Here is a 23,875-nt window from a genome sequence, read left to right on the forward strand (position 1 = left end):
CTTAACTTCTGGGTAACCTTAATAATATAAGATGAGGTGAATAATTTAATGAAAGAACGTGGAAAAATAGAAAAGCTTTGGCGAGAAGAGAAATATCGCGTATTACTACATGATCAAAATGCCTATAACAAAATTAGAGCACTGCTAAAAGAATCACCCTCTCTTGAGGAAGTACAATTTCAAATTAATGAAGCAATTAATCATTCTCCAACAACTGGCTCAATTATTAATGCCTATGAACACATGTGGGGTTATTTTAAAAATATAGCAACTGATAATGAAAAACATAAGGCATTGATGTTAAAGGATGACTTTATGAATCATCAAATTGAATTGGACGCCCTACTAAGTTATTTGAGTCAACTTGCTAATAAGTATGACATTAAATACCTACAAGAAAGTACAATACTAAATAAAAAAAGACCTAGGTGAAAACACCTAAGTCTTTCGCAATAATGTACGTGTTATATTATTTCTAAAAAGAGTAATTGTCTAAGTTGTTTCACACTGTAATAGCATTAAGGCTTGTTAATAAAACACTAATGGAATATCTTGCCTTATAGCTATGTCATTCGAATAATTAAAACATTAAGCTGATAATTAATAAAATATAAAACTTTACCATGACACTACACGAAATATATTTCTTTAATTTAATAGTACTTCGGGGGAGAGTAATTTTAATTAAAAATCTTCTAATTGTTGCTACTAAACAATTGTTGTTGATCGATTATACTTTAATGTGCATAGATGTTGATTCCTGTTGTTGAAATAGTAAGTATTTCATGTGTTTCAATAATTTGTCTTAACATTAATTAGTCTTGATGTTGATTCCTGATGTTTGAGAAGAATGAATTTTATTCTTGTTGATCTTATTCTTCGATGTTATGCATTCTTCTTATTCCATGGTGTCATTTCTTTCTAGATGACTTAACTTGAGTTGGTTGATGAATAAGTTTCGAGAAAATTATTAAGTATAACTGAATTTTTCTAGTTGTTTATTCTATTAGTATAGTTAAACAATTAAATAATAGAAAATGTGTGCTATTCTTTGTTGTCTCTCTCTTTATGCTGTTGATTCTTGATGTATTAACATACATAGTACATTTATTGCTACGATTTCCATCCAAAAATTAATTCACTATAAAATTAATCGCAAATCGTCTAAAAATTTACATTAACTTCTTTTTAGAATTTCAATTGGGTCGAAATCTATATTTATTATGTACTAAAAAATTCGTTTGCACTCTATCCAAAATTTTCAAAATAAGAACTCTATATTTCTAAATAATTATTTGTATTGTGTGCTACTTATAATTTTTGATTGGTTGCTTAACTTTACAAGGAAAAATTTTTATATTTCTCTATTACTATTTCAAGACGAATCGATTATAATAACATTTATTATTCTATAAGGAGCACAGTGCCGAATTATGACATGTCATTTAAATATTTATCAACAGTATCATTCACCCCCAACTCGAAATATCAATCGAATCATTTTAATGTTCTCACTTACAAATCATCTAGAAATTACGATTAATGGTGAAACTAAAGATTTAGATAATCATATTGCTATTATTAATCAAGCTGATATTTTTTATGTAAATCAATCCTCGAACTTGGTTATGCTCTCTATTCCTGTATTTTATTTCTATAGTGAGGATGAAAATTTCTTCAAATGTTATTTTGATCGACATTTACTTCAATCTAGCGGTTTTGTAAAAAATATTATTTTACAATCAATTCATCATTATATGAACGAAGAAGAGCAAGATACTCAAGCTATTTCAAAAATTATTCAGACTTTATTTAAGGAAACAGTGATAAGATACAAGGAAAAATATATCCCTCAAGTTGCTATCAATCATCCAATATTTATCCAAGGACTTAGCTACATTCATTCCAAAGTTTCAGATACCTTATCATTACGCGAAGTTGCAAATTATTGTAATATTTCTGAATCATATTGTTCAAATTTATTTGTTCGCTACTTAAATATGAACTTTAAAGATTACTTTACAAGTTTAAAAGTCATTTATGCCATAAAATTGCTATTATCTACAGATGATTCAATCAATGCGATTTCTGAACGCTCTGGTTTTAGTAGTCATACGAACTTCACTAATCAATTCAAAAATCATCTAGGCTTTAGTCCCAAACAATTCCGTTCTATGATCTCTAAAATTTCATTAAATCCAGTAATGGATTTTAGCCAAACTCATTTTTTAGATTACAAAGATTTAATCAATCAATTTGAATTTAATGACCAATTAGCAACTGAAATTACTGATATAGATCTTAATCAATTTAATCCTAAAGATCATACCAAAAGCTCTAAAGCATTTATCCGATTTGAAAACTTTAACAAATTATTCCAGTTCGTTTTTAACGAGTACTACGATATAGATTTCTCTTATTTGCCACAACCCGTAGTATTTATCCAAGATATTAACGATATCGCAATTAGTCATATTAACCTTAATTTGTTAAATCGTTGTTTTGAAAAGTTATTCGAAATGGATATCGGTCTAGCAATGCAAATTAATTCTACGCAACAATTTGAAGCAATTAATCAAATCATATTATCATTTTTACAAAGCAATCAAGATTATAAGAATAATAAAAAGCTAGTTAAACTCATGCTTGTTTTTAATTCAGAATATATGACTGTAAACGAAATCCATTTATGTCATTTAAAAATTAAAAATAAAAATCGTGAAATTAGGTATGGTATCACCGTTGAAGGTTTACTTCGTGATTCGCCTTCCATTGATCAAACTTACGATATAATGAAACGTCTTAACTTTGATTACTATTTCATTGACATTGAGAATCTTGAAACTAAAAATTTGTTATTAACCAAACGTAAGACATATCATCATTCATCTACTCATTTTGAAAATTACAAGCAATTTATGCTAGATTCAGGAATTCCAACTACAAATTTTGTATACAATAATTTATCACTTAAGTGTTTTAAGTATACTAATAATGGCACTAATCCATTACAGTTATCAGATTTAGTATGTCACCTTATCGCCCTTATGAGATACGGTGGTGGCATAAGTTATCAACTTATCGACGATCACTCACAATATATAGCTTTATTTAACAATTATGGTAGCCCTTTACCTTTAATGCACATTTATAAAATGGGTGATTCATTTGTCGACGAACCTTTAGAACTTGGGAATAACTATCTAATAAGCCGTAAAGATGGAAATTATCATATCTTATTATTTAATAAAATCAATGATCGTTATTTATCTGATAGTAAACAGAAGTTCATTTTCAAAAATAATTTAAAAAAGAACTCACTCATTATTATAAAAACGTTAAATAATGAGCACGGTTCAATCCAAAATCTACTTCCTAAAAGCAAAGAATTATTATATATAGAACGTAATATACTTGAAGAATTAGATAAATGTAATCGCCCTAAAACAGAATTAGCTATTCAAGAAGAAAACAACAAACCATTCCAAATGACTTTGAAGCATGATGAAGTTAAATATATATGTTTTAAACCCATTTAAGTGTTACAAGTGTCTGAGTTTATCATCATCAATGAATGGATATAGTAACTATTAAGGAGATGATGATTTTGGATAAACAAAAAGCAACTCAAGCAATTGAAAAAGTATTAGAAACTTCTAAAGTTGGCGTATTATCAACTGCTTATAATAACAAACCTAATAGTAGATATATGGTTTTCTATAACGATGATTTAACTTTATATACTAAAACTAGTATCAATTCAGTAAAAGTTGATGAAATTGAAGATAATCCACACGCTTACATTCTTTTAGGCTACAATGAGACAACTAATAATAGCTTTGTTGAAATTGATGCTCAAATTGAAGTAGTTAAAGATCAGAAAGTCATTGATTGGTTATGGGAAACACAAGATAAGACATTCTTCGATTCTAAACAAGATCCAGAATTGTGCGTCTTAAAAGTAATTCCTAAATCAATTAAATTAATGAATGATGATGAGTTAGATACTCCTATCACAATTGAAATTTAATATTTTAAAAGATACCGGAGAGGACAATGACATTGATTTGTTCCTCTCCCTATTTTTATTGAATTTCTTTTTTTGTAAGAAACTCTGTATACTGTGGGCCTTACCAGTAAGGTTTACTATAATTGTAAGAAGAATAATAAAGACGTATTTTCAATTTAGTTATCTATTCCGAATGTTTAAAATACTAAAATAGTTTATATATTAGCCAAGTTTTACGTTTTAAATATTATAATTTTATGAATTTTGAAAGTGTTTTATTTCGTGATTTTTGAAAATATGATTGCAATGTAATCTCAAGTTCTGTATAAATGAAGTAACATAAATAAAGGAGTTTTATTCAACTATGAAAAATAAAAAAGCTTTAGGTTTTGGACTTATCGCAATTATGCTTGTGCTGTGTATCGTACTTGTCATTATGATGATGGTAGGTGGTAAAAAAGATACATACTACGGTATTATGAAAAATAGTACTACTATAGATAAAATGATTAGCGAAAAAGATGAAAAAATTGAAAAGAATGTTAAATTACCTTCAAACGCTAATGTTTCTGTAAAAAAAGAAGACTTTGTAATGATCTTTAAAGATGAAAAGTCAGGAAAAATCACAAAAGTTAAAAAAGTAAAACACGATGATGTACCTCATGGTTTAATGTCTAAAATTCATGATATGAAAGGCATGAACCACGGCATGTAAACGAATATTGAAAGAATTTAAAAGACCTTGAAGTGGAATAATGTTCCCCACCTCAAGGTCTTTTTAATTTATTTATGTATATTGTTTTCATTTGTCTGACGACAAATGCATAAGCGAATCTAAAAACTTAAGTTTTAAGATTCGCTAAAAAAAATGTCAGATATAGATTTTTATAGTGAATTAAGATACTTTTGGCCTTTTTCTTTATCGTATACCTTCTCCCATTTCGCAACAACAATCGTTGATAAAGCGTTACCCATTACGTTAACGCATGTGCGAACCATGTCTAGTAATCGGTCAATTCCGATAATTAATGCAAGACCTTGTGCTGGCAAGTGCATAGAGCCTAATGTTGTTAATAAAACTACAATAGAAACACCTGGAACCCCAGCCATACCTTTAGAAGCAATCATTAACGTAGCCATTAACACTATTTGTTCTGTTAACGATAAATGTACATCATACATTTGAGCTACAAATAATGCTGCAATTGATTGATATAATGCGGATCCGTCTAAGTTGAATGAATAACCTATTGGAATAACGAATGACGTTACATCTTTTGGCGCACCAAAATTTTCCATTTTCTTCATAATAACTGGTAATACTGCTTCTGAACTTGAAGTTGAAAATGCTAGTAACAACTCGCTTTTTAAAATTTTCATGATTGAGAAGATACTAACTCCAACCATTCGAGCAACAATTCCTAATACAACTACAACAAAGAAAATCATTGCTCCAACTACTACTAATAAAAGTTTTAATAATGGAACTAAAGCTGATACTCCAAATGTCATAACAGTTGTACATATAAATGCAAATACTCCTATTGGAGCAAGTTTTAAGATTTTATTAATCATCCAAAACACTGCTTCTAATGTGCCACTTAGAAAACCTTTAACTGGTTCAGCTTTTTCTCCTATTGCTGCGAGACCTAAACCAAAGAATACTGCAAAGAATATAATTGGTAATAAATCACCTTTAGCTAATGATTCAAATAGATTGGTCGGCACAATATTTACAATAGTATCAATTAAATGATTACCGTATGTAGAAGCTTGTTCAGCTGAATGTGCAGAAGATTGATATTTAGAAATGTCACCTTTAGGTAGTTTATTATAATCTAATCCGGCACCTGGTTTGAACAGGTTACCAATTATAATACCTAACCCAATAGCAACTGTCGTTATAATTTCAAAGTAAAGGATTGCTTTCCATCCATAACTGCCTACCTTTTTCGAATCCCCTAAATTCGATATAGACAAAGCAAGTGCACAGAATACAATCGGAATAATGATCATTTTTATTAAATTTAAGAATATGTCACCAAAAGGCTTTATATAATTTGCTAAATTATCTTGTCCAAATAATAAAAGTCCTACGATGACACCTAGTACCAAAGCAATAATAACTTGCGTTGGTAAACTTATTTTTCTCTTGAATAGAGCCATAATGCAAACTCCCCTTCATCTGACATCACTTAATTATATCAGATAATAATAAAATAGCTACTTAAATTTTAAAGCTATTAATAAATAAAATATTTATGACTTGAAGTCAAAAATGTTAATAATAGTAAAAAAACACACGACTTCAAAGTGGATCATGAAGTCGTGTGTACTCTAAATTATTTATTTAGATGGTTTATAATTTTTATCAAAATCACTATGTTTTGCTTTCTTTATGCTTTTCTTCGTTTCACTATCAAAGCCTTCTACAAATATACCTTTATTTGTACTAATTGGTTGCATAACATAAGTGACATTAGATTCGTCTTTGAAAACGATTTCTTTGTAATACATCCCTTTTTTAGCACTATACAAATTATCTTGCTTTTTAATTTTATCTTGTAAATGATGTTCTTTGATATAACTATCCATAAGTTCGATATTTTTATGACCTTGATAACTTTTTAGACCAAAGAAAAATACTATGGCTAAAATAAGTGAAATGATTAATATAATAATTATTCTTAAAATGACTTGTTTTCTACTCATGATAGAAACTCCTTTTATACTTATCTTATTAAGTATGAACTAAAAGTTGGTTATAGAAAAGAGATTATTTAACATTGTAACAAAATGTTCTCATCCCATGAATATTGCTTTATAAATATTCTCTCACTTCGTGAACAGGTAATCTCACAGAACCATGAGCTTCTTGAGCTTTTTTACCAATAGCAATTGCTAATACTGGGACATATCTATCTGAATCATAACCAATAATCTTAGCGATATTTTCTTTATCAAAGCCACCAATAGGATTTGTGTCATATCCATAAGCTTTAGCAGTTAGCATAAATTGCATAGCCATTAAACTACTATCAATATTTACAATGTCCTTCATACCTTCTCTTGACAAACTTTTATAATAAGGAAGAATCCATTCTAACATTTGAGTTTTAATTTCCTCTGTCATATGGGCTTGGTCTACTGCATCATTATAAATTTGTTCAGCTTTTTCGTAATTTTGTAAATCTCCGAAAATAATCACCATAGCCGAAGAAGTAGTAAGTTGTCTTGAATTAAAACCAAAAGCTTCTTTGATTTTTTCTTTTCCTTCGTCACTCTCTACAACAGCAATTCTCCATGGTTGCATATTAACTGATGAAGGCGCTTTTGTAGCTTTAGTAATCATTTCATCCATTTCTTCGTGAGGAATTTTATATTCACTATCGAATACCTTTACTGATTTTCTTCCGTTAAGTACTTCATTGAAATCATTTAATCTTGTCATGAGATAATACTCCTTTGTTCTGTATTTATTTGAGTTTCAAAATCAAACAAAATATATTCAAATGTCGTCTAAATTTAATTTAAAACAATTTGATTATAGTGATGAAATCGGCACTTGACAAGTCATACACTTCATAATATTGTTACTTTAACAAGGAGTGATTAAATGTATGTAGAGAATAGTTATTTAAGTAAACAATTATGTTTTTTATTTTATGTTTCTTCAAAAGAAATCATAAAGAAGTACACAAATTACCTCAAAGAGTATGAATTAACATACACAGGGTATATTGTACTAATGGCGATCGAAAATGATGAGAAACTTAATATTAAAAAACTAGGTGAGCGAGTCTTTTTAGATTCAGGCACACTTACACCACTGCTCAAGAAATTAGAAAAGAAAGATTACGTTGTTCGAAGTCGTGAAGAAAAAGATGAACGAAATCTTCAAATTTCACTAACAGAACGAGGTAAAGAAATTAAAAAACCGTTATCTGAAATATCAATGAAAGTCTATAGTGAATTCGATATTAATCAAGATGAAGCTAAAGAATTAATTGAAAACTTGCAAAATTTTGTATCTAAAAATTTTGACAATAGTATAGAAAAGTGATACTTGTAGAGAAAAAGACAAAAGTAGACTTTTTGAAAATCTTAGGCAAATTCAACTTCAGCATTAACGACACAATTTAATAACATCAGTATGTATAGTAAGCTTTTGTCTTATTCTCTCGTACAATTTTTGACTTTTTTTATCCCCTAATTCCTACTAAACTTATAGAATACCTATTTATTATTAAGTGTTATCACTTTACCTCTTTTCGCTCTCTTAATATAATGTAGTTGAAAAATTATTCTAATATATTCTAACTACTCATTTAACACTTTAAGGAGTGAATTCTAATGAATAATAATGATTTTTTCAATAATAATTTCTTCAAAAATGATCCTAGTGAATTATTTAAAGACTTAGGGAAACAAGTATACAATCAATTTTCATCAAGAGCATTTCCTACTAATATTTATGATAAAAATGACGCTTATGTATTAGAAGCTGAACTTCCTGGTTTAAGCAAAGAAGATATTTCACTTAAATTTGAACAACATATTTTAACTATTAAAGCATACAAAAAAATCAATAATGAAAATTATAAATCACAACTTAATGAACGTTCTAATGGTGAATTAGAAAGACGCTTTGAATTCGATGATATTGATAAAGAAAGTATAGTAGCTAATTACACTGATGGCGTATTATATGTCACATTACCTAAACAAATCAATGAAGATGACAAAGCTACTACAATTTCAATTCAATAATAATAAAAGAACCCTCAACTCTGAAAAAAGTTGAGGGTTTTTACTGTATAATATGCATAAATATGTTAAATACAATTATTTATCTACATATAACTATCATTAGTCACTATAGAGTGTTGTACCTATTTCAGTTTCTTTTTTATATAAATGAACCATTGTGATTAAAGCGATAAGTGCAAATAGTACTAATAAACCAAATGCAAGATGACTTGAACCTGTTAGTCCTGTGACAAATGTAATCACTAAAGGTGGGAAGAAACCACCCAAACCTCCCATCATAGAAACAATTCCATTTGCAGAGCCTGCTTCTTTCGAGAAATAAGAAGGTACTAACTTAAACACGAGGCCATTACCTATACCTGCACAAACGCTTATAGTTAAACAACCAATAGTAAAATAGATGATTCCATCGAATAAAGTTAAAATTAAACCTCCAATAATCATTATTACAAAATCTATAATGAGTACTTTCACAGCATTAAATTTATCCCCTAAAACGCCACCAAGTGGACGTAAAAATGTTGCAAGAGCTATAAAAATACCGGATCGAATCCCTGCATCTACCTTATCGATAGTAAAATGATGCACTAAATAATTTGGTAAGAATAATCCAAATGCCACAAACGCACCAAATGTTATGAAGTACCAAAAACTCAAATAGTATAATTTATAATTTTTAGCCAATACTTTGACTTGAGATATTAACGGTACTTTGACTTTAGGTTCTTTATTATCTCCCAATAAGAACATTAATACTGCAAACAAGCTGATAATGATTAAATAACTTCTTACGGTATTTTGCCACCCTATTAATCCTGCCAAAACAGGTGCACAAAAAGATGAAATTGCTGTTCCTATATTGCCCATTCCATAAATTCCGTTAGCTAATCCAACTTTATCTTTTGTAAAATATTTAGGTAGCGCAGTTACTCCTACTGAGAATACCGCCCCACCGACTCCTAGAAAGAAGCCACAAATTATAAGCATCGTCGTACTTTGGGCTTGTCCTAAGAAAAATATTGGGAATAGCAACACTATAAAACTACTAAAGAATACCCATTTGGCACCTATAATATTAGTAAGGTACCCAAAAGGAACTCTTAAAACTGATCCTAAAATAACAGGTATAGCTAAAATAATAGAAATTTGACTAGCAGAAATTTTAATATCTTGAGTGATAAATGGCATTAACGGAGATATAATACTCCACGCCATAAAACCTACTATCAAACTAAACGTTTGTAATGTAAGCTGGTAAACTCCTTTTTTCATTTCTTTTTCACCTTCATTAAGTTGATAGAATAATGATTAGTACCATGTCTATTTTTAAGAGAGGTCAAAATAATGAAATCTATAAATAATACATACGGGAATAGACATAGTACTAATTACAACTTTATTTTAGTTTTATTGTGAAAAAATGAACATAAGGATTTACCCTTAATATACTCAGCTTTTTCCCTATAAAAATAATTAAAAGTGTAACTCTAAAAATTAACATCGTATGATACCTGCTAATTTTAAAGCACAAAAAAATCCTAAAAAATGATGAGCTTATCATCTTTTAGGATTTGATTAATCAACAATATGTTTTTAAAACTCGAGTAATTTCTTTTTTAGTGCATACTCAACAAGCTCAGGTTTGCTCTTAAGGTTGAGTTTATTCATGATGTGCGTTTTATGTGCTTCAACTGTTTTCACTGAAACAAATAACTTTTCAGCTATATCTTTATTACCATAACCTTTTGCAATAAGCGGTAGTATTTCAAGTTCTCTTTTTGATAATATCTTAAAGGGATCTGAAGAATAACTTACTTCTTCCTGATGAGATTGATTAATAAACTCATTTACTAAAGAAGTGGTCATCTTCATATCTACATATGTTTCTCCTTTATATACTGTTCTTACAGCTAAAATTAATTGCTCATCAGGTGCATTTTTTAAAATATATCCTTTCGCTCCACTTTTTAAAACGTGAAATAGGTATTCCTCATCATCATACATCGTTAAAATAAGAATCTTAGTTTCTGGAAAACTTTCTGAAATTTTACTTGTAGCGACTAACCCTGATTCACCAGGTGGCATGCTCAAATCTAAAATTAAAACATCTGGTTTATACTCTAAAACCTTTTGATATGCTTCAACACCATCAGCTGCTGTTGCGACAACTTCCATATCTTCTTGGTAGTTTAATATCATCGAAAATCCTGTTCTTACTACAGCGTGGTCATCTGCTATAACGATCTTCACATTCATTCCCCCACTATTTTAAATAGGTATGTCTAGTGTGACTATGGTTCCTTTATTGAGGTGTGATTCAATATTAATATTTCCATTTACTAATTCCGCACGCTCTCTCATACCGTAAAAGCCTAGTCCTGATCCTCTGGGCTTGTCATCCAAATTAAAACCTTTACCTCTATCTACTACTTCCGCTAACAAGCGATGTTCACTTTTACTAATATGAACCTCTATTTCATTTACTTCTGCGTACTTTAACGCATTTAGAACCGCTTATTGAATCACACGATAGACAACAGTTTCAACTTCATTATCAAACCGTAATCCTTTAATATTGGAATGGTAATTAATTTGAATACCATAATTTTCTTCAAATTGCTTAAAGTAGGAATTAAAAGCGGCTTCTATGCCTAAATCATCTAATGACGAAGGACGTAGTTCCACTGATAGATTACGAATGTCATCAATGAGTTGCGACACTAAACCTTCTATTTGTTGCGTACTTTCAACAACTGTTTCATCTTGAAACTTGTATTTTAATAGTCGTAGTTCAACATCAATATTTAACATTTCTTGAATCACGCTATCATGTAACTCACGAGAAATGCGCTTTCTTTCATTCTCTTGGGCTTGTATAGATTTGTGAAGCATTTTCTGTTGATACATTTTCTCCTGTCTTTCAATTTGTGGAGAAACATTTTGCAAAGTAAAAGCACTAATTCCTCTTTCATCATCAATAGTTTGATAAGTAGCTGTATAAGGTTCTATTTTATTGTCCTTTGTCTTCATAAATACTTGGAAGTTTGATTTCTGCAAATGATTCGCTTCTAAAAAGCATTCTTCACATGACTGTAAATCATATTCATTGGAATATCCTTCACAGCGATTGCAAATGGCATGCGTCATTGCTTTATAATTATCTTCTTCAGATAATATATCTCTAGCAGCTCCGTTCATTGCAATAATTTTGCCAAGACGATCGACAAAGACAATCTTTTCAGTCGTAGTATCATAATATTTATGCAACAAGTCTTCTACATTTAATTCAAATTTATTTAGCATCATATTCACCTAATTCGTTTCTGTAAAAAACCCTATTTGACTTTGAATATCAAGTTGTTCTAAAGACTGTGGCAGAGGATGATGATTTCTTTGACCTAACAATAATACTCCATACATTTGATGTTCAAGCCATAGTGGAACTGCTACAACAGCTGTTAACGATTCATTCAAAATAATTGGAAAGGCAATTTTCTCTGCTTGAGTTAGTGCTGTATCTACATCAGCAATTACCATGCGTTTTCCAGTTTTCATTACAGTCCCAGCTAAACCTCTTCCTTTTCTTAATATAATTAATTTATATCGTTCATTCGTATTACCTGAAACATATTTCCATTTGATTGGCGATGATCTAAGCGATCGTTCATACATCGCAATCCCCCCAAAATCATAACCACCATCTATTCTCAATCGGTCTAAATTATTCTGTAAACTTTGATTGTTTAATAAGGATTCTGGTCTCAATTTTCCCATCCTCTCGTCATCAAACTTTATTCTTGCGGTAAATAATATATCTTCTGTTCATATATGAAATCGGTACACTCCATACGTGGACTAATCTTGTAAATGGCCAACAAGCAAATATTGTAAATCCTAGTAAAATGTGCAATTTAAAAGACCAAGGGACGTGAATCATAAAATCAGCATTAGGTGTAAACTTAAACAGATGTCTAAACCATATCGCTATAGTTTGACGATAATCAAAATCAGGTTGAACCGCGTTGGTAAAAATTGTTGAATAACAACCCATAATTAATATAATCACTAATAAAATATTAACGAAAATATCAGAAGTTGAACTAAGTTTCCTAACATTTTTAATAGTTAATCTTCTTGAAGTAAGAAGTATCATTCCTAACAATGTCATTATACCAAAAATACTACCAATATATACTGCTCCTATGTGATAGATGTGATCATTGACACCTATAGATTCAAGCCAATTTGCTGGAATCAACAAACCTACAACATGACCAAAGAATACTGGAATCACGCCAAGATGAAACATCAAACTTCCCCATTTTAACTGTTTCTTTTCAATTAATTCACTTGATTTAGCCGTCCAAGAAAATTGATCATATTTATAACGAGCAATATGTCCAATAACAAAAATACTTAAACATAAATAAGGATAAATGACCCATGTAAATTGATTAAGCATGATTTCCCACCTCTTTATTAGAAACAATACATGCTTTTAAAGTTTGTCTTAACGCTTTGATGACATACGCATAAGGATTGTTATTTTTAGCAAGATGATTAGCCATCTCATAAGTTCCATCCTCAATAATCATGATGATTAATTTTAAATTGTCTTCTGCACGAACATCATTTTCCCAGCGAGCTACTTGCAAAAATTGAAGCATTAGTGGTAAGTAATCCGATAATTCATTGTCTATCATTTTAAGACCAAACATTTCATATAACACTTTAAGTTTAGCTAACATTTGCCCACGTTCTTTTTGAGTATCAAATCGATTATATGTCATGTAAAGAGGATAGTTTTTACTGAAATCAAATGTATCTGTATAAATTGCTTTAATTTCGGACAAAGAATAATTCATTATAATTTCTCTAAATGCACATAAATCTTCATATGCTGGGTGAGATGCTTCAATTGTTTCTTGAAACACATTAGGGTGAAAGGTTAACTTTTCTGGAAAGTTAATTTGTTGGCCCAAGTAACCTAAACTTTCTTGATATTGAGCTAATTTCTGAAGATTAATCACGGAAAATCCCTCCATAGAAGTTATCATTGTATATCTCTTGTCCTGATTTACCTGAGCCAACTGCTACACCACAACCTTCACAATTTGCACCAAAGTATTCTCCACCATAACCTTGACTACCTTGTGCTCTATAGGTATCTAAATATGTTTCTTTGTGCGAAGTTGGAACAACAAAACGATCTTCATATTTGGCAATTCCTAATAAACGATACATGTCATTTAATTGACTTTCTGTTAAATTCAATCGTTCAAGCTTAGACACATCGAATGGTTGTTGAGTCACTTTCGCTCTCATATAGCTTCGCATCATCGCCATTTTTTGTAACCCTAATTTTATTGGTGCTACATCACCAGCAGTTAATAAATTAGCTAAATATTCAATAGGTAATCGCATCTCTTCTATTGCTGGGAATATCATATCTGAGTTATTTCCAGCATTTTGCCCTTCAAAATAGCTCATAATTGGACTTAACGGTGGACAGTACCATACCATCGGCATCGTTCTAAATTCTGGATGTAATGGAAAAGCCATCTTATATTCCACTGCTAATTTATACACTGGAGAATTTTGAGCTGCAGTAATCCATTCATGACTGATACCTTCTTTTTCGGCTTCGGCAATCACCTCTTCATCAAATGGGTCTAAAAATAAGTCTAGTTGTTTTTCATATAAATCCTCTTCATTAGTTGCAGAAGCCGCTTCTTGCACTCGATCTGCATCATATAACATCACACCTAGGTATCTCATTCTACCTGTACATGTTTCAGAACACACTGTTGGCATGCCCGCTTCGATTCTAGGGAAACAAAACGTACATTTTTCTGCTTTATTCGTTTTCCAATTAAAATATACTTTTTTATAAGGACAACCTGTCATACAATAACGCCAACCTCGACAAGCGTCCTGGTCAACTAATACAATCCCATCTTCATCTCTTTTATACATTGCGCCTGAGGGACAAGAAGCAACACAACTTGGATTAAGACAATGTTCACACAAACGTGGTAAATACATCATAAATGTTTCATCAAATTGGAATTTGATATCTTCTTCAATTTGTTGAATGTTAGGGTCTTTAGGGCCTGTAACGTGTCCACCGGCTAAATCATCTTCCCAGTTAGGCCCCCACTCTAAGTCAAGCTTGTCACCTGAAATGAGAGAGTGTGCCTTAGCAACAGGAGAATGTTTCCCCTCCTTAGCAGTAGTTAAATGCTCGTAATTATATGTCCAAGGCTCATAATAATCTTTAATCAGAGGCATATCTGGATTGTAAAAGATTTTACCTAAAGCAATTTTTGACCATCTATTTCCAGATTTTAATTCAAGTTGACCTTTCTTATTTAACACCCAACCACCTTTATAATGGCTTTGATCCTCCCAACGCTTAGGATAGCCAACACCTGGCTTCGTTTCCACATTATTAAACCACATATATTCTGCACCAGGTCTGTTAGTCCAAGTGTTTTTGCATGTCACACTACATGTATGACATCCAATACATTTGTCTAAGTTCAGTACCATTGCTATCTGCGCTTTAATCTTCAAGCCAATTCACCTCTTTCATTTTTCTTACCGCAACATATACATCTCTTTGGTTTCCAATCGGACCATAATAATTAAAGTGATAACTAATTTGAGCGTAACCTCCAACTAATTGTGTAGGCTTTAGGTGGATTCTAGTAGGTGCATTATGAGAGCCTCCACGAGTATCTGTAATTTCTGATCCAGGTGTTTCAATATGTTTATCTTGTGCATGATACATAAACATTGTTCCTTTAGGCATACGATGTGATGTTACAGCTCTCGCAGTTACAACACCATTTCGGTTGTACACTTCTAACCAATCATTGTCTTTAATGTCATGTTCTTCTGCATCTTCGTTTGATAGCCATACTACAGGCCCACCTCTAAATAGCGTTAGCATACGTTCATTGTCCTGATAAGTTGAATGAATATTCCATTTACCATGTGGGGTTAAATATCTAAGTACTAAAGCATCTTGCCCACCTTTAACCTTCTTATCTCGTGTTCCAAATACCATTGGTGGTAATGTTGGTTTATAAACGGGTAAGCTTTCTCCAAACTGTTGAAATATTTCATGATCGATATAATAGCTTTGTCTACCTGTTAATGTTCTAAATGGTACGAGTCTCTCAATATTAGTTGTGAAAGGAGAGTATCTTCGACCATTTTTATTTGAACCTGGAAATACCGCCGTTGGAATTACTTCTCGTGGTTGTGATGTTATATTCAAAAATGAAATCTTCTCTGAAGCACGAGCTTGAGAGATATCCTTCAATGGCATTCCAGTTTGATGTTCTAAATCTTCATAAGATAGTTGTGATAATTTCCCATTAGTCGCAGAGGAAATATTTAATATTGCATCTGCGACTTTACGTGCAGTGTCAATTCGAGGTCGATGATTTCTTACCGAGTTTTTATCATTATCATTCCATGTACCTAGCATGCTTTTCAGTTCTTCATACTCATCTTTTACACTGAAACTTACTCCATGAGCGCCTACTTTGGCTTTTTCAAGTAAAGGACCAAGCGTGACAAATTTATCGTAAATTTTAGTGTAATCACGTTCTACAATGGCAAAGTTGGGCATTGTTTTTCCTGGAATACCTTCAATTTCACCTTTCGACCAATCTTTAACAATTCCAAATTCAGAACCTAATTCTTGTTTAGAATCATGACCTAGAGGTGTTGTTACAACATCTTTGAATGTTCCTGGTAAATAATCCTTTGCCATTTCTGAAATTGCTTTACTTAAAGTTTTATAAATATCCCAATCTGAGCGTGATTCCCATAAAGGATCTATCGCAGGATTAAAAGGATGTATAAATGGATGCATATCTGTTGAAGATAAATCGTATTTTTCATACCAAGTTGCAGCTGGTAGAACGATATCGGAATATAAAGGCGTCGCAGTCATTCTAAAATCTAATGACACTAATAAGTCTAATTTACCAACAGTATCTTCTCTCCATTTAATTTCTGAAGGTTTATCATCTTCATTAGGTTCAGCCATTAAACCTGACCGTGTGCCTAATAAATGTTTCATGAAATATTCTTGTCCTTTAGCGGAACTGGATATTAAGTTTGATCTCCAAACAAATAGTGTTTTAGGATGGTTCTTTCTTAAATCTGGATCTTCAATTGCAAATTGAGTCTCTTTATTTTTTATTGAGTCAATTGCTTTTTTAAGAATAGCCTCATTAGAGTCGTTCCCTTCCTCTTTGGCTTCTTCTCCGAACAACAGACTATTTTTATTAAATTGAGGATATGAAGGTAGCCAACCTAATCGGGCAGCTGTCACATTGTAATCTGCTGGATGTTGATGTTTAATATTCTCAGCTAATGGTGATTTAAATTGATCAACATTTGATTCCTCATATTTCCATTGATCTGTTGCAAAATAGAACCAACTTGTACCATTTTGTAAACGTGGCGGTCCTTGCCAATCCTTAGCAAAGGCAACAGTATTCCATCCTTCAATAGGTCGACACTTTTCTTGACCTACATAATGTGCCCAACCGCCTCCATTGACTCCTTGACATCCACAAAGCATTACTAAATTTAAAATCGAACGGTAAATCGTATCTGAATTAAACCAGTGATTAATGCCTGCGCCCATAATAATCATAGACCGTCCATCTGTATCAATTGCATTTTGAGCGAATTCTTTAGCAACTTGAATGACTAATCCTCTATTGATACCAGTAATAGATTCTTGCCATGCTGGTGTATATTTGGATTTAACGTCGTCATAGGATTGAGCTTCAAGTTCATGGTTAAAACGTTGAATACCATATTGACTCGCCATAAGGTCATAAACAGTTGATATATATACTTCTTGATCATTAGACAATCTAATCTTGCGAGATGGAATAGGTCTCTTAAACACGCCGTCACCCTTACTATCAAAGTATGGGAACTGGATAGTTTGTAATTCATAATCTTCTTCAACCATAGATAAAGCCGGATTAATTTTTGTTCCATCTTCATTCTCTAATTTTAAATTCCATTTCTTACCTTCTTCCCAACGCTGCCCCATCGTTCCATTTGGTACTACTAATTGTTGACTTTCACAATCAAAAATAACTGGCTTCCATTCACTATTCTCACTATCAATACCTAAATCACTTGCTCGTAAAAATCGACCTGCTTTATAACCATTTTCATCTTGATCTAACATAATCACGAACGGCATATCAGTATATTGCTTCGCATAATTGATAAACATATCGTTAGGTTCATTTTCATAAAATTCCTGTAAAATAACGTGTGTCATAGCTTGCGCTACTGCAGCATCTGTACCTGGATGAGGCGCTAACCAATTGTCAGCAAATTTCACGTTTTCTGCATAATCTGGTGCAACTGAAATGACTTTAGTCCCTTTATATCTTACTTCAGTCATAAAATGTGCGTCTGGTGTTCGTGTTAATGGTACATTGGATCCCCACATGATAATGTAAGCAGCGTTATACCAATCACTCGATTCAGGTACGTCTGTTTGTTCTCCCCATATTTGAGGTGAAGCAGGAGGTAAGTCAGCGTACCAGTCATAGAAGCTAAGCATTTCTCCGCCCAATAGATTAATAAATCTTGCTCCTGAGGCATAACTAATCATAGACATTGCAGGTATAGGAGTGAATCCTGCAATTCGGTCAGGACCATCTTTTTTAATCGTATATAAAATTTGTGCTGCAATAATATCTGTTACGTCTCTCCAGTTTGCTCTAACATGACCACCTTTTCCTCGAGCTTCTTTATATGCTTTAGCTTTATTTTCATCTTCTACTATAGAGGCCCATGCTGCGATTCGATTGCCGTTATTTTCCTCTAATGCTTGAGTCCATAAATCTAATAATTTCCCTCTAATGTATGGATATTTTACTCTTAGAGGACTGTACTCATACCATGAAAATGAAGCGCCTCTTGGACATCCACGAGGTTCAAATTCCGGCATATCAGGTCCGCAACTTGGGTAGTCAGTTTGTTGATTTTCCCAAGTAATCACTCCGTTTTTAACAAATACTTTCCACGAGCATGAACCAGTACAATTGACGCCGTGAGTCGTTCTAACTACCTTATCATGGCTCCATCTTTCACGATACATTTTCTCCCATTCTCTACTCTTTTGCTCTAAAACTGACCAATTTCCATTAAACTTTTCAGTAGGCTTAAAGAAATTTAATCCAAATTTTCCCATTAATGACATCCTTCCACTTTGAATGCTTTTATCATTTCGCATTTATATCGTAGTATTCATGTTCACAATGATTGTACATTTTTTCACAAAGTTTTAATATTAGGGAAATACCTAATTGAATAGTTTTAATCCCTAAAAAAAGGGACGACAATATTGAATTCGAGTGAATCCAATTTGTCGCCCCACGCTTCCGAGGAGTATCAAAATTAATTCTATTTATGCTTGAATATAACTAATATCGTGTTGGTCCATTATATTTTTGTATAATACTTGTTGAGTATGATGATAACTATTATCAAAATTGAGTAAACAATTCTTCCCTTCTTCATACAATGCTTCAGCTTTTAACATAGCAGTTTCTTTATCTCCATTAATCACGTACAAAATATGATTGATATCTTCCATGGTGCTATCCAATACCATTTTATCTATTTCATTCACTAATGGACCTAATATACAAATTCCCGGTTGTCCCTCTAAATTATCTTCACTTAATAGTTGTTCAATCGTACTTAACTTCCCGGTAATCACTTTTTGATTATAGCAAGTAGCATTAAAAACGACAGCTATTGGATAATCTTCACTAGTATAATTTTTAATTTGTTCGATGATTGCACCTAGACGTTTAATTCCCATGTAAATGGCCAAAGTTCCACCATTCATTAAATTTCTTATATCAATATCTTTATTAGTAGACTCTTTAAAATGTCCAGTTGAAAAAGTTACACTAGGCGCTATTCCTCTCATAGTTAATCCTATATTGAGAGAAGCCACTGCAGCACTTGCTGATGTCACGCCTGGTATAATTTCATGTTCAATGCCATATGATTTTAAAGTATTAATTTCTTCAGTAACCCTGCCAAATATAGCAGGATCTCCACCTTTTAAGCGTACAACACATTGGTATTTTTCAGCCATTTGAACTATTTTTTGATTAATATCCTCTTGTTGAATGTGTTTGCAGTAAGGTTTTTTCCCTACATCAATCAGTTCAGTTTGAAAACTTGAATACTGTAGAATAAGAGGATTGACTAAACGATCATAGAGAATGACATCTGCATTTCTAATGATACGTTCTGCTTTTTTAGTTAATAAATTAGGGTTACCAGGTCCTGCCCCAATTAAATATACCTTTCCCATTGATTTTAAAGACATATATAAACCCCATTATCGATAACCTCAACAGTATAGGTTTGGACACAACCTGAATCTGGCTCTTGTACTTTTCCAGATAACAAATCTATTTTTTGGTCATGTAAAGGACAGTAAACATAATTTCCACTTACAGTCCCTTCAGACAATGGGCCTTTTTTATGCGGACAGATATTACTTACAGCGTAAACATCTCCCTTTTCAGTAAGAAATATTCCAATTTCTTTATTATCTACAATGACTTTTTTACCTATAAGTGGTGTTAACGCATCTAATGTTGTTACTTTCACCTTTTCCATTGCTTTCATCTCTTACACCTTCTCAACTTCAAAGATTTTTTGTGCATTTTTATTTTCTACAATGGCTTGCCATGGTTCATTTTCTATAGCTTTTTTCACTTCCATAATTCTATTAAATAATTCTTCTTGTCTTTCTTTATCTAATAAAACTTCTTTCACATTTTCAAAACTTAATCGACGAATCCACGGTGCAGTTCTCTCGGCATAAATACCAGTTTCTCTATAATATTGCATTAAAGCACCGCATAATTGAATGACTTCATCTTCAGTTTCTACTGTTGTTAGTAATTGTCCGACTGTAACATCAGTACCTCCATTGCCACCAATATATATTTGGTATCCATTTTCAACTGAGATGACACCGAAGTCTTTCACACCAGATTCTACACAACTTCTAGGACAACCGGAGACGCCCATTTTAAACTTATGAGGTGTGTCAATATATTCGAAAGTTTTTTCGAGACGAATACCTAGACGAGTTGTGTATTGTGTACCAAAACGGCAAAATTCTTTTCCGACACAACTTTTTACAGAACGCGTTTTTTTACCATAAGCGGAAGCTGAACGCATTCCTAAATCCTTCCATACATTAGGTAATTCTTCTTTGTTTAAGCCATATAATCCAATACGTTGTGATCCTGTTACTTTTACGAGTGGCACATTGTATTTCTTAGCAACTTCTCCAAGTTTAATAAGCTGGTCTGGATCTGTTACGCCCCCTCTCATTTGAGGTATGACAGAAAATGTACCATCATTTTGTATATTGGCATGATAACGCTCATTTGCAAATCGAGAGTCTTGTTCATCTTGATGCTCAAATGGATATACCATATTTAGATAATAATTAATTGCAGGACGACATTTAGGGCATCCATTTTTATCTTTAAAATTCAACACATGTCTTACTTCTTTGGATGTTTTAAGACCTTTAGCTCTGATTTGAGTCACAATTTGATCTCTAGTAAGTTCTGTACAACTGCATATTCCTGAAGGTTTTGCAGCTACAAAGTCATCCCCGAGTGTATATTGAAGTATTTCTCCTATTTGTTTTTTACATTTACCACATGAATTACCTGCTTTAGTAGATTGGGTTACTTCATTGACAGATGTAAGACCTTCTTTAGTAATAGCATTCACTATCGTACCTTTATTGACACCATTACATCCACAAATTGTTTCATCATCTGCCATATCAGCAATTGAAACTGAACCTGTATCATCACCTTTGTGTAATAATGAGACAAGCGTATAATCTTCGAGGGATTCATGTTTCTTCATCATATTATAAAATCGAGATCCATCATCTGTATCTCCATAAAGTACTGCTCCTACAACTTGTCCTTGATTTAAATATACCTTTTTATAAATATTGTCAATGCTATTAAAAATCTCGATACCGTGTATGTCATCATTTTCAACAATCTGACCAGCACTGTATAAATCACAACCAGAAACCTTTAAAGAAGTGAAAGTTGTTGAACCTTTGTAACCCTCTGTTTCATTTCCAGTTAAATAGTCAGCAAGAACTTTACCCTGTTCATAAAGTGGTGCAACTAAACCATAAACTTTACCATTGTGTTCAGCACATTCTCCAATTGCATAGATATTTGAATCGGACGTTTGTAGAAAATCATTGACTACAATACCTCTTTGAACATCTAATCCAGCATCTTTAGCCACCTCTGTATAAGGTCTAATTCCTACAGCCATAACGACTAAATCTGTCTCAATCACACGTCCGTCCGCTAATTCAACAGCTTCAACATCCTCATCACCTATAATGCGTTTTGAGTTGGCTTGCAATTCAAATTTCATGCCTTGCTTTTCAAGATCCGCCCTCAACATATCGCCAGCTTTTCTATCCAGTTGCATCTCCATTAACCATTCAGCAAGATGAAGTACTGTGACATCCATACCTTGGTCTAATAAACCACGTGCGCACTCTAATCCAAGTAGCCCACCACCGATGACAATAGCTTTTTTCTTTTTACTAGCGATATCGATGATTTGTTCTGTATCTTGTATCGTTCTCCACCCGATAACACTCGGTAAGTTAGACCCCTCAATGGGTAACACAAAAGCTTTAGAACCTGTTGCGAAAATACAAATATCATATTCTAGTTCTATACCTTTTTGTGTAATAATTTTTTTAGATTGTCGATCTACCTTTTCAACTGGGTCATCATTGATAAGTGTAATATGATTTTCTTCATACCATTCATAACTGTTCATAATCGTCTCTTCGACAGTCATTTTATTTTGTAAAATATTGGATAACATAATTCGATTATAGTTTGGATAAGGTTCTTTACCGACTACTGTGATATCATAGCGATTCGCATCTCGACTAATCAGTTCTTCTATAGTTCGTATACCTGCCATACCGTTACCAATCATTACTAATTTTTGTTTAGACATATATATGCTCCTCTAATGTAAAAATTAATCTATAATTTATTACTAAAGGATTGGTAAAAGAGTCTAAACTAAGGAAGCTAAGTATTTAGTGATTATTTATACAGCTAATTGTTCTATACGTGCGCGAATAATTAATTTTAAAATGTGGTCAAAATTAATAGATGGTGTAATATGAAGATTACAATGAATATCCATTTCTGATATTAAACGCTTAACTTTATTAACTAAACGGCCATCAAATAAAAATAGCGGTACGATGATTAAATCATCGTATTTTTTAGATATTTCATCCAAATCATTTTTAAATGTCATTACACCATATAGTGCTCTCGCGTATACTGGTTTATTTGAATCAATACTTTTCACAAATTCTTTTAATTCTTCATGGGCTTTTGTGAAACGACCACTACCGTTACCATGTGCAATGATGACTGTTGCTACATTCGCATTAGCTGGTAAGTCTACATCTGCCATTCTTCTTTCAACTAAATCCTTCATATAAGGATGCGTACCAAGTGGCTCACTCATTTCACTATTAATATGAGGATATTTCTCTTTCATGCTTTTTAAAATCTCAGGTATGTCGCCTATATAGTGCATCGCTCTGAATATAAGTAAGGGTACAATTCTAAATCGTGTCACACCTTGGTTAATCATTTTTTCCATAGTCAATTCAAGATTTTGTGTATCACTTTCTAAAAATGCAAGCTCATAATGATAATCTTCATCTTTTAAAAGTGTAGTAATAAACTCCTCTAGTGCCTCATTTTGTTGACCTTTCCTCATACCGTGTGCCACTAAGATATTACCTATCACTATTACCAATCCTTTCATCTGCATTGTATAATAATTTTTTGATTAATTGTGATTTTATTCACATTATTTTTGAAAAGTAGGGAATACCCTTATCTCAAACATGAGGGGAATTCCTCATAATAAATATCATGTCATTAAATCTGACGAAAATTTTAAATTTTT

General features: G+C 32.1%; 20 protein-coding genes and 1 pseudogene. 6 read left to right on the plus strand and 15 right to left on the minus strand.

Translation table 11 applies throughout. The features are described from left to right. Positions 1–48 precede the first annotated feature (48 nt). The 4 genes from HMPREF3154_RS01045 to HMPREF3154_RS01060 all read left to right on the plus strand — a co-directional run bounded on the left by HMPREF3154_RS01045 (position 49) and on the right by HMPREF3154_RS01060 (position 4,724). Positions 49–432: a UV damage endonuclease UvsE gene (locus HMPREF3154_RS01045; protein WP_023351217.1), complete on the plus strand. Its 384-nt coding sequence runs from the start codon at positions 49–51 to the stop codon at positions 430–432. Positions 433–1,433: 1,001 nt separating this feature from the next. Next, positions 1,434–3,539: an AraC family transcriptional regulator Rsp gene (gene rsp / locus HMPREF3154_RS01050; RefSeq protein ID WP_023351216.1), complete on the plus strand. Its 2,106-nt coding sequence runs from the start codon at positions 1,434–1,436 to the stop codon at positions 3,537–3,539. Positions 3,540–3,601: 62 nt separating this feature from the next. Continuing rightward, the gene (locus tag HMPREF3154_RS01055) at positions 3,602–4,030 is read left to right on the plus strand and encodes a pyridoxamine 5'-phosphate oxidase family protein (protein ID WP_030062327.1); all 429 of its coding nucleotides are present in this window, start codon (positions 3,602–3,604) and stop codon (positions 4,028–4,030) included. Positions 4,031–4,373: 343 nt separating this feature from the next. Then, positions 4,374–4,724: a DUF4889 domain-containing protein gene (locus tag HMPREF3154_RS01060; RefSeq protein ID WP_002432288.1), complete on the plus strand. Its 351-nt coding sequence runs from the start codon at positions 4,374–4,376 to the stop codon at positions 4,722–4,724. A gap of 170 nt (positions 4,725–4,894) precedes the next feature. On the opposite strand, the gene HMPREF3154_RS01065 is transcribed toward HMPREF3154_RS01060, so the two are convergent. The 3 genes from HMPREF3154_RS01065 to HMPREF3154_RS01075 all read right to left on the minus strand — a co-directional run bounded on the left by HMPREF3154_RS01065 (position 4,895) and on the right by HMPREF3154_RS01075 (position 7,460). Next, complete coding sequence (locus tag HMPREF3154_RS01065; protein WP_002432290.1) at positions 4,895–6,175, minus strand: cation:dicarboxylate symporter family transporter; 1,281 nt, start codon at positions 6,173–6,175, stop codon at positions 4,895–4,897. 180 nt (positions 6,176–6,355) lie between these two features. Beyond that, the gene (locus HMPREF3154_RS01070) at positions 6,356–6,721 is read right to left on the minus strand and encodes a DUF3139 domain-containing protein (RefSeq protein WP_002432567.1); all 366 of its coding nucleotides are present in this window, start codon (positions 6,719–6,721) and stop codon (positions 6,356–6,358) included. 109 nt (positions 6,722–6,830) lie between these two features. Further along, a complete protein-coding gene (locus tag HMPREF3154_RS01075) occupies positions 6,831–7,460 on the minus strand; it encodes a nitroreductase family protein (RefSeq protein WP_002453908.1) in 630 nt (209 codons plus the stop codon). Between the two features lie 165 nt (positions 7,461–7,625). Here HMPREF3154_RS01075 and HMPREF3154_RS01080 point away from each other — a divergent pair, with 165 nt between their 5' ends. Together HMPREF3154_RS01080 and HMPREF3154_RS01085 are read left to right on the plus strand one after the other, a co-directional pair. Continuing rightward, positions 7,626–8,072, plus strand: coding sequence for a MarR family winged helix-turn-helix transcriptional regulator (locus HMPREF3154_RS01080; protein WP_002432941.1), 447 nt, complete (start codon positions 7,626–7,628; stop codon positions 8,070–8,072). Positions 8,073–8,362: 290 nt separating this feature from the next. Continuing rightward, positions 8,363–8,779 (plus strand): Hsp20/alpha crystallin family protein, encoded by a 417-nt coding sequence (locus HMPREF3154_RS01085; RefSeq protein ID WP_023351215.1) that lies wholly within the window; start codon positions 8,363–8,365, stop codon positions 8,777–8,779. Between the two features lie 99 nt (positions 8,780–8,878). On the opposite strand, the gene HMPREF3154_RS01090 is transcribed toward HMPREF3154_RS01085, so the two are convergent. The 12 genes and pseudogenes from HMPREF3154_RS01090 to HMPREF3154_RS01145 all read right to left on the minus strand — a co-directional run bounded on the left by HMPREF3154_RS01090 (position 8,879) and on the right by HMPREF3154_RS01145 (position 23,713). Continuing rightward, positions 8,879–10,051, minus strand: coding sequence for a nitrate/nitrite transporter (locus HMPREF3154_RS01090; RefSeq protein WP_070474224.1), 1,173 nt, complete (start codon positions 10,049–10,051; stop codon positions 8,879–8,881). Positions 10,052–10,372: 321 nt separating this feature from the next. Continuing rightward, the gene (nreC, locus tag HMPREF3154_RS01095) at positions 10,373–11,029 is read right to left on the minus strand and encodes a nitrate respiration regulation response regulator NreC (protein ID WP_002432902.1); all 657 of its coding nucleotides are present in this window, start codon (positions 11,027–11,029) and stop codon (positions 10,373–10,375) included. Between the two features lie 18 nt (positions 11,030–11,047). Further along, a pseudogene (locus tag HMPREF3154_RS01100) lies at positions 11,048–12,082 on the minus strand (sensor histidine kinase). A gap of 9 nt (positions 12,083–12,091) precedes the next feature. Continuing rightward, a complete protein-coding gene (nreA, locus tag HMPREF3154_RS01105) occupies positions 12,092–12,544 on the minus strand; it encodes a nitrate respiration regulation accessory nitrate sensor NreA (RefSeq protein WP_002432590.1) in 453 nt (150 codons plus the stop codon). Positions 12,545–12,563: 19 nt separating this feature from the next. Continuing rightward, the gene (gene narI / locus HMPREF3154_RS01110; RefSeq protein WP_070474228.1) at positions 12,564–13,241 is read right to left on the minus strand and encodes a respiratory nitrate reductase subunit gamma; all 678 of its coding nucleotides are present in this window, start codon (positions 13,239–13,241) and stop codon (positions 12,564–12,566) included. Beyond that, positions 13,234–13,809, minus strand: coding sequence for a nitrate reductase molybdenum cofactor assembly chaperone (narJ, locus tag HMPREF3154_RS01115; protein ID WP_002453914.1), 576 nt, complete (start codon positions 13,807–13,809; stop codon positions 13,234–13,236). Before narJ ends, narI begins: the two co-directional genes overlap by 8 nt. Then, positions 13,802–15,355, minus strand: coding sequence for a nitrate reductase subunit beta (gene narH, locus HMPREF3154_RS01120; RefSeq protein ID WP_049326477.1), 1,554 nt, complete (start codon positions 15,353–15,355; stop codon positions 13,802–13,804). The genes narJ and narH overlap by 8 nt, the downstream gene beginning before the upstream one ends. Continuing rightward, positions 15,345–19,028 (minus strand): nitrate reductase subunit alpha, encoded by a 3,684-nt coding sequence (locus HMPREF3154_RS01125; RefSeq protein ID WP_070474230.1) that lies wholly within the window; start codon positions 19,026–19,028, stop codon positions 15,345–15,347. Before HMPREF3154_RS01125 ends, narH begins: the two co-directional genes overlap by 11 nt. A 216-nt stretch (positions 19,029–19,244) precedes the next feature. After that, complete coding sequence (gene cobA, locus HMPREF3154_RS01130; RefSeq protein ID WP_037560530.1) at positions 19,245–20,183, minus strand: uroporphyrinogen-III C-methyltransferase; 939 nt, start codon at positions 20,181–20,183, stop codon at positions 19,245–19,247. Then, entirely contained in the window at positions 20,174–20,488 is a 315-nt protein-coding gene (nirD, locus tag HMPREF3154_RS01135) for a nitrite reductase small subunit NirD (protein ID WP_023351207.1), read from the minus strand. The genes cobA and nirD overlap by 10 nt, the downstream gene beginning before the upstream one ends. A gap of 3 nt (positions 20,489–20,491) precedes the next feature. Further along, a complete protein-coding gene (gene nirB / locus HMPREF3154_RS01140) occupies positions 20,492–22,897 on the minus strand; it encodes a nitrite reductase large subunit NirB (protein WP_070474232.1) in 2,406 nt (801 codons plus the stop codon). A gap of 96 nt (positions 22,898–22,993) precedes the next feature. After that, the gene (locus HMPREF3154_RS01145; RefSeq protein WP_049326475.1) at positions 22,994–23,713 is read right to left on the minus strand and encodes a sirohydrochlorin chelatase; all 720 of its coding nucleotides are present in this window, start codon (positions 23,711–23,713) and stop codon (positions 22,994–22,996) included. Between the last annotated feature and the right edge of the window lie 162 nt (positions 23,714–23,875).

The organism is Staphylococcus sp. HMSC06C11 (genome assembly GCF_001808345.1).
Taxonomy (GTDB): Bacteria; Bacillota; Bacilli; order Staphylococcales; family Staphylococcaceae; genus Staphylococcus; species Staphylococcus capitis.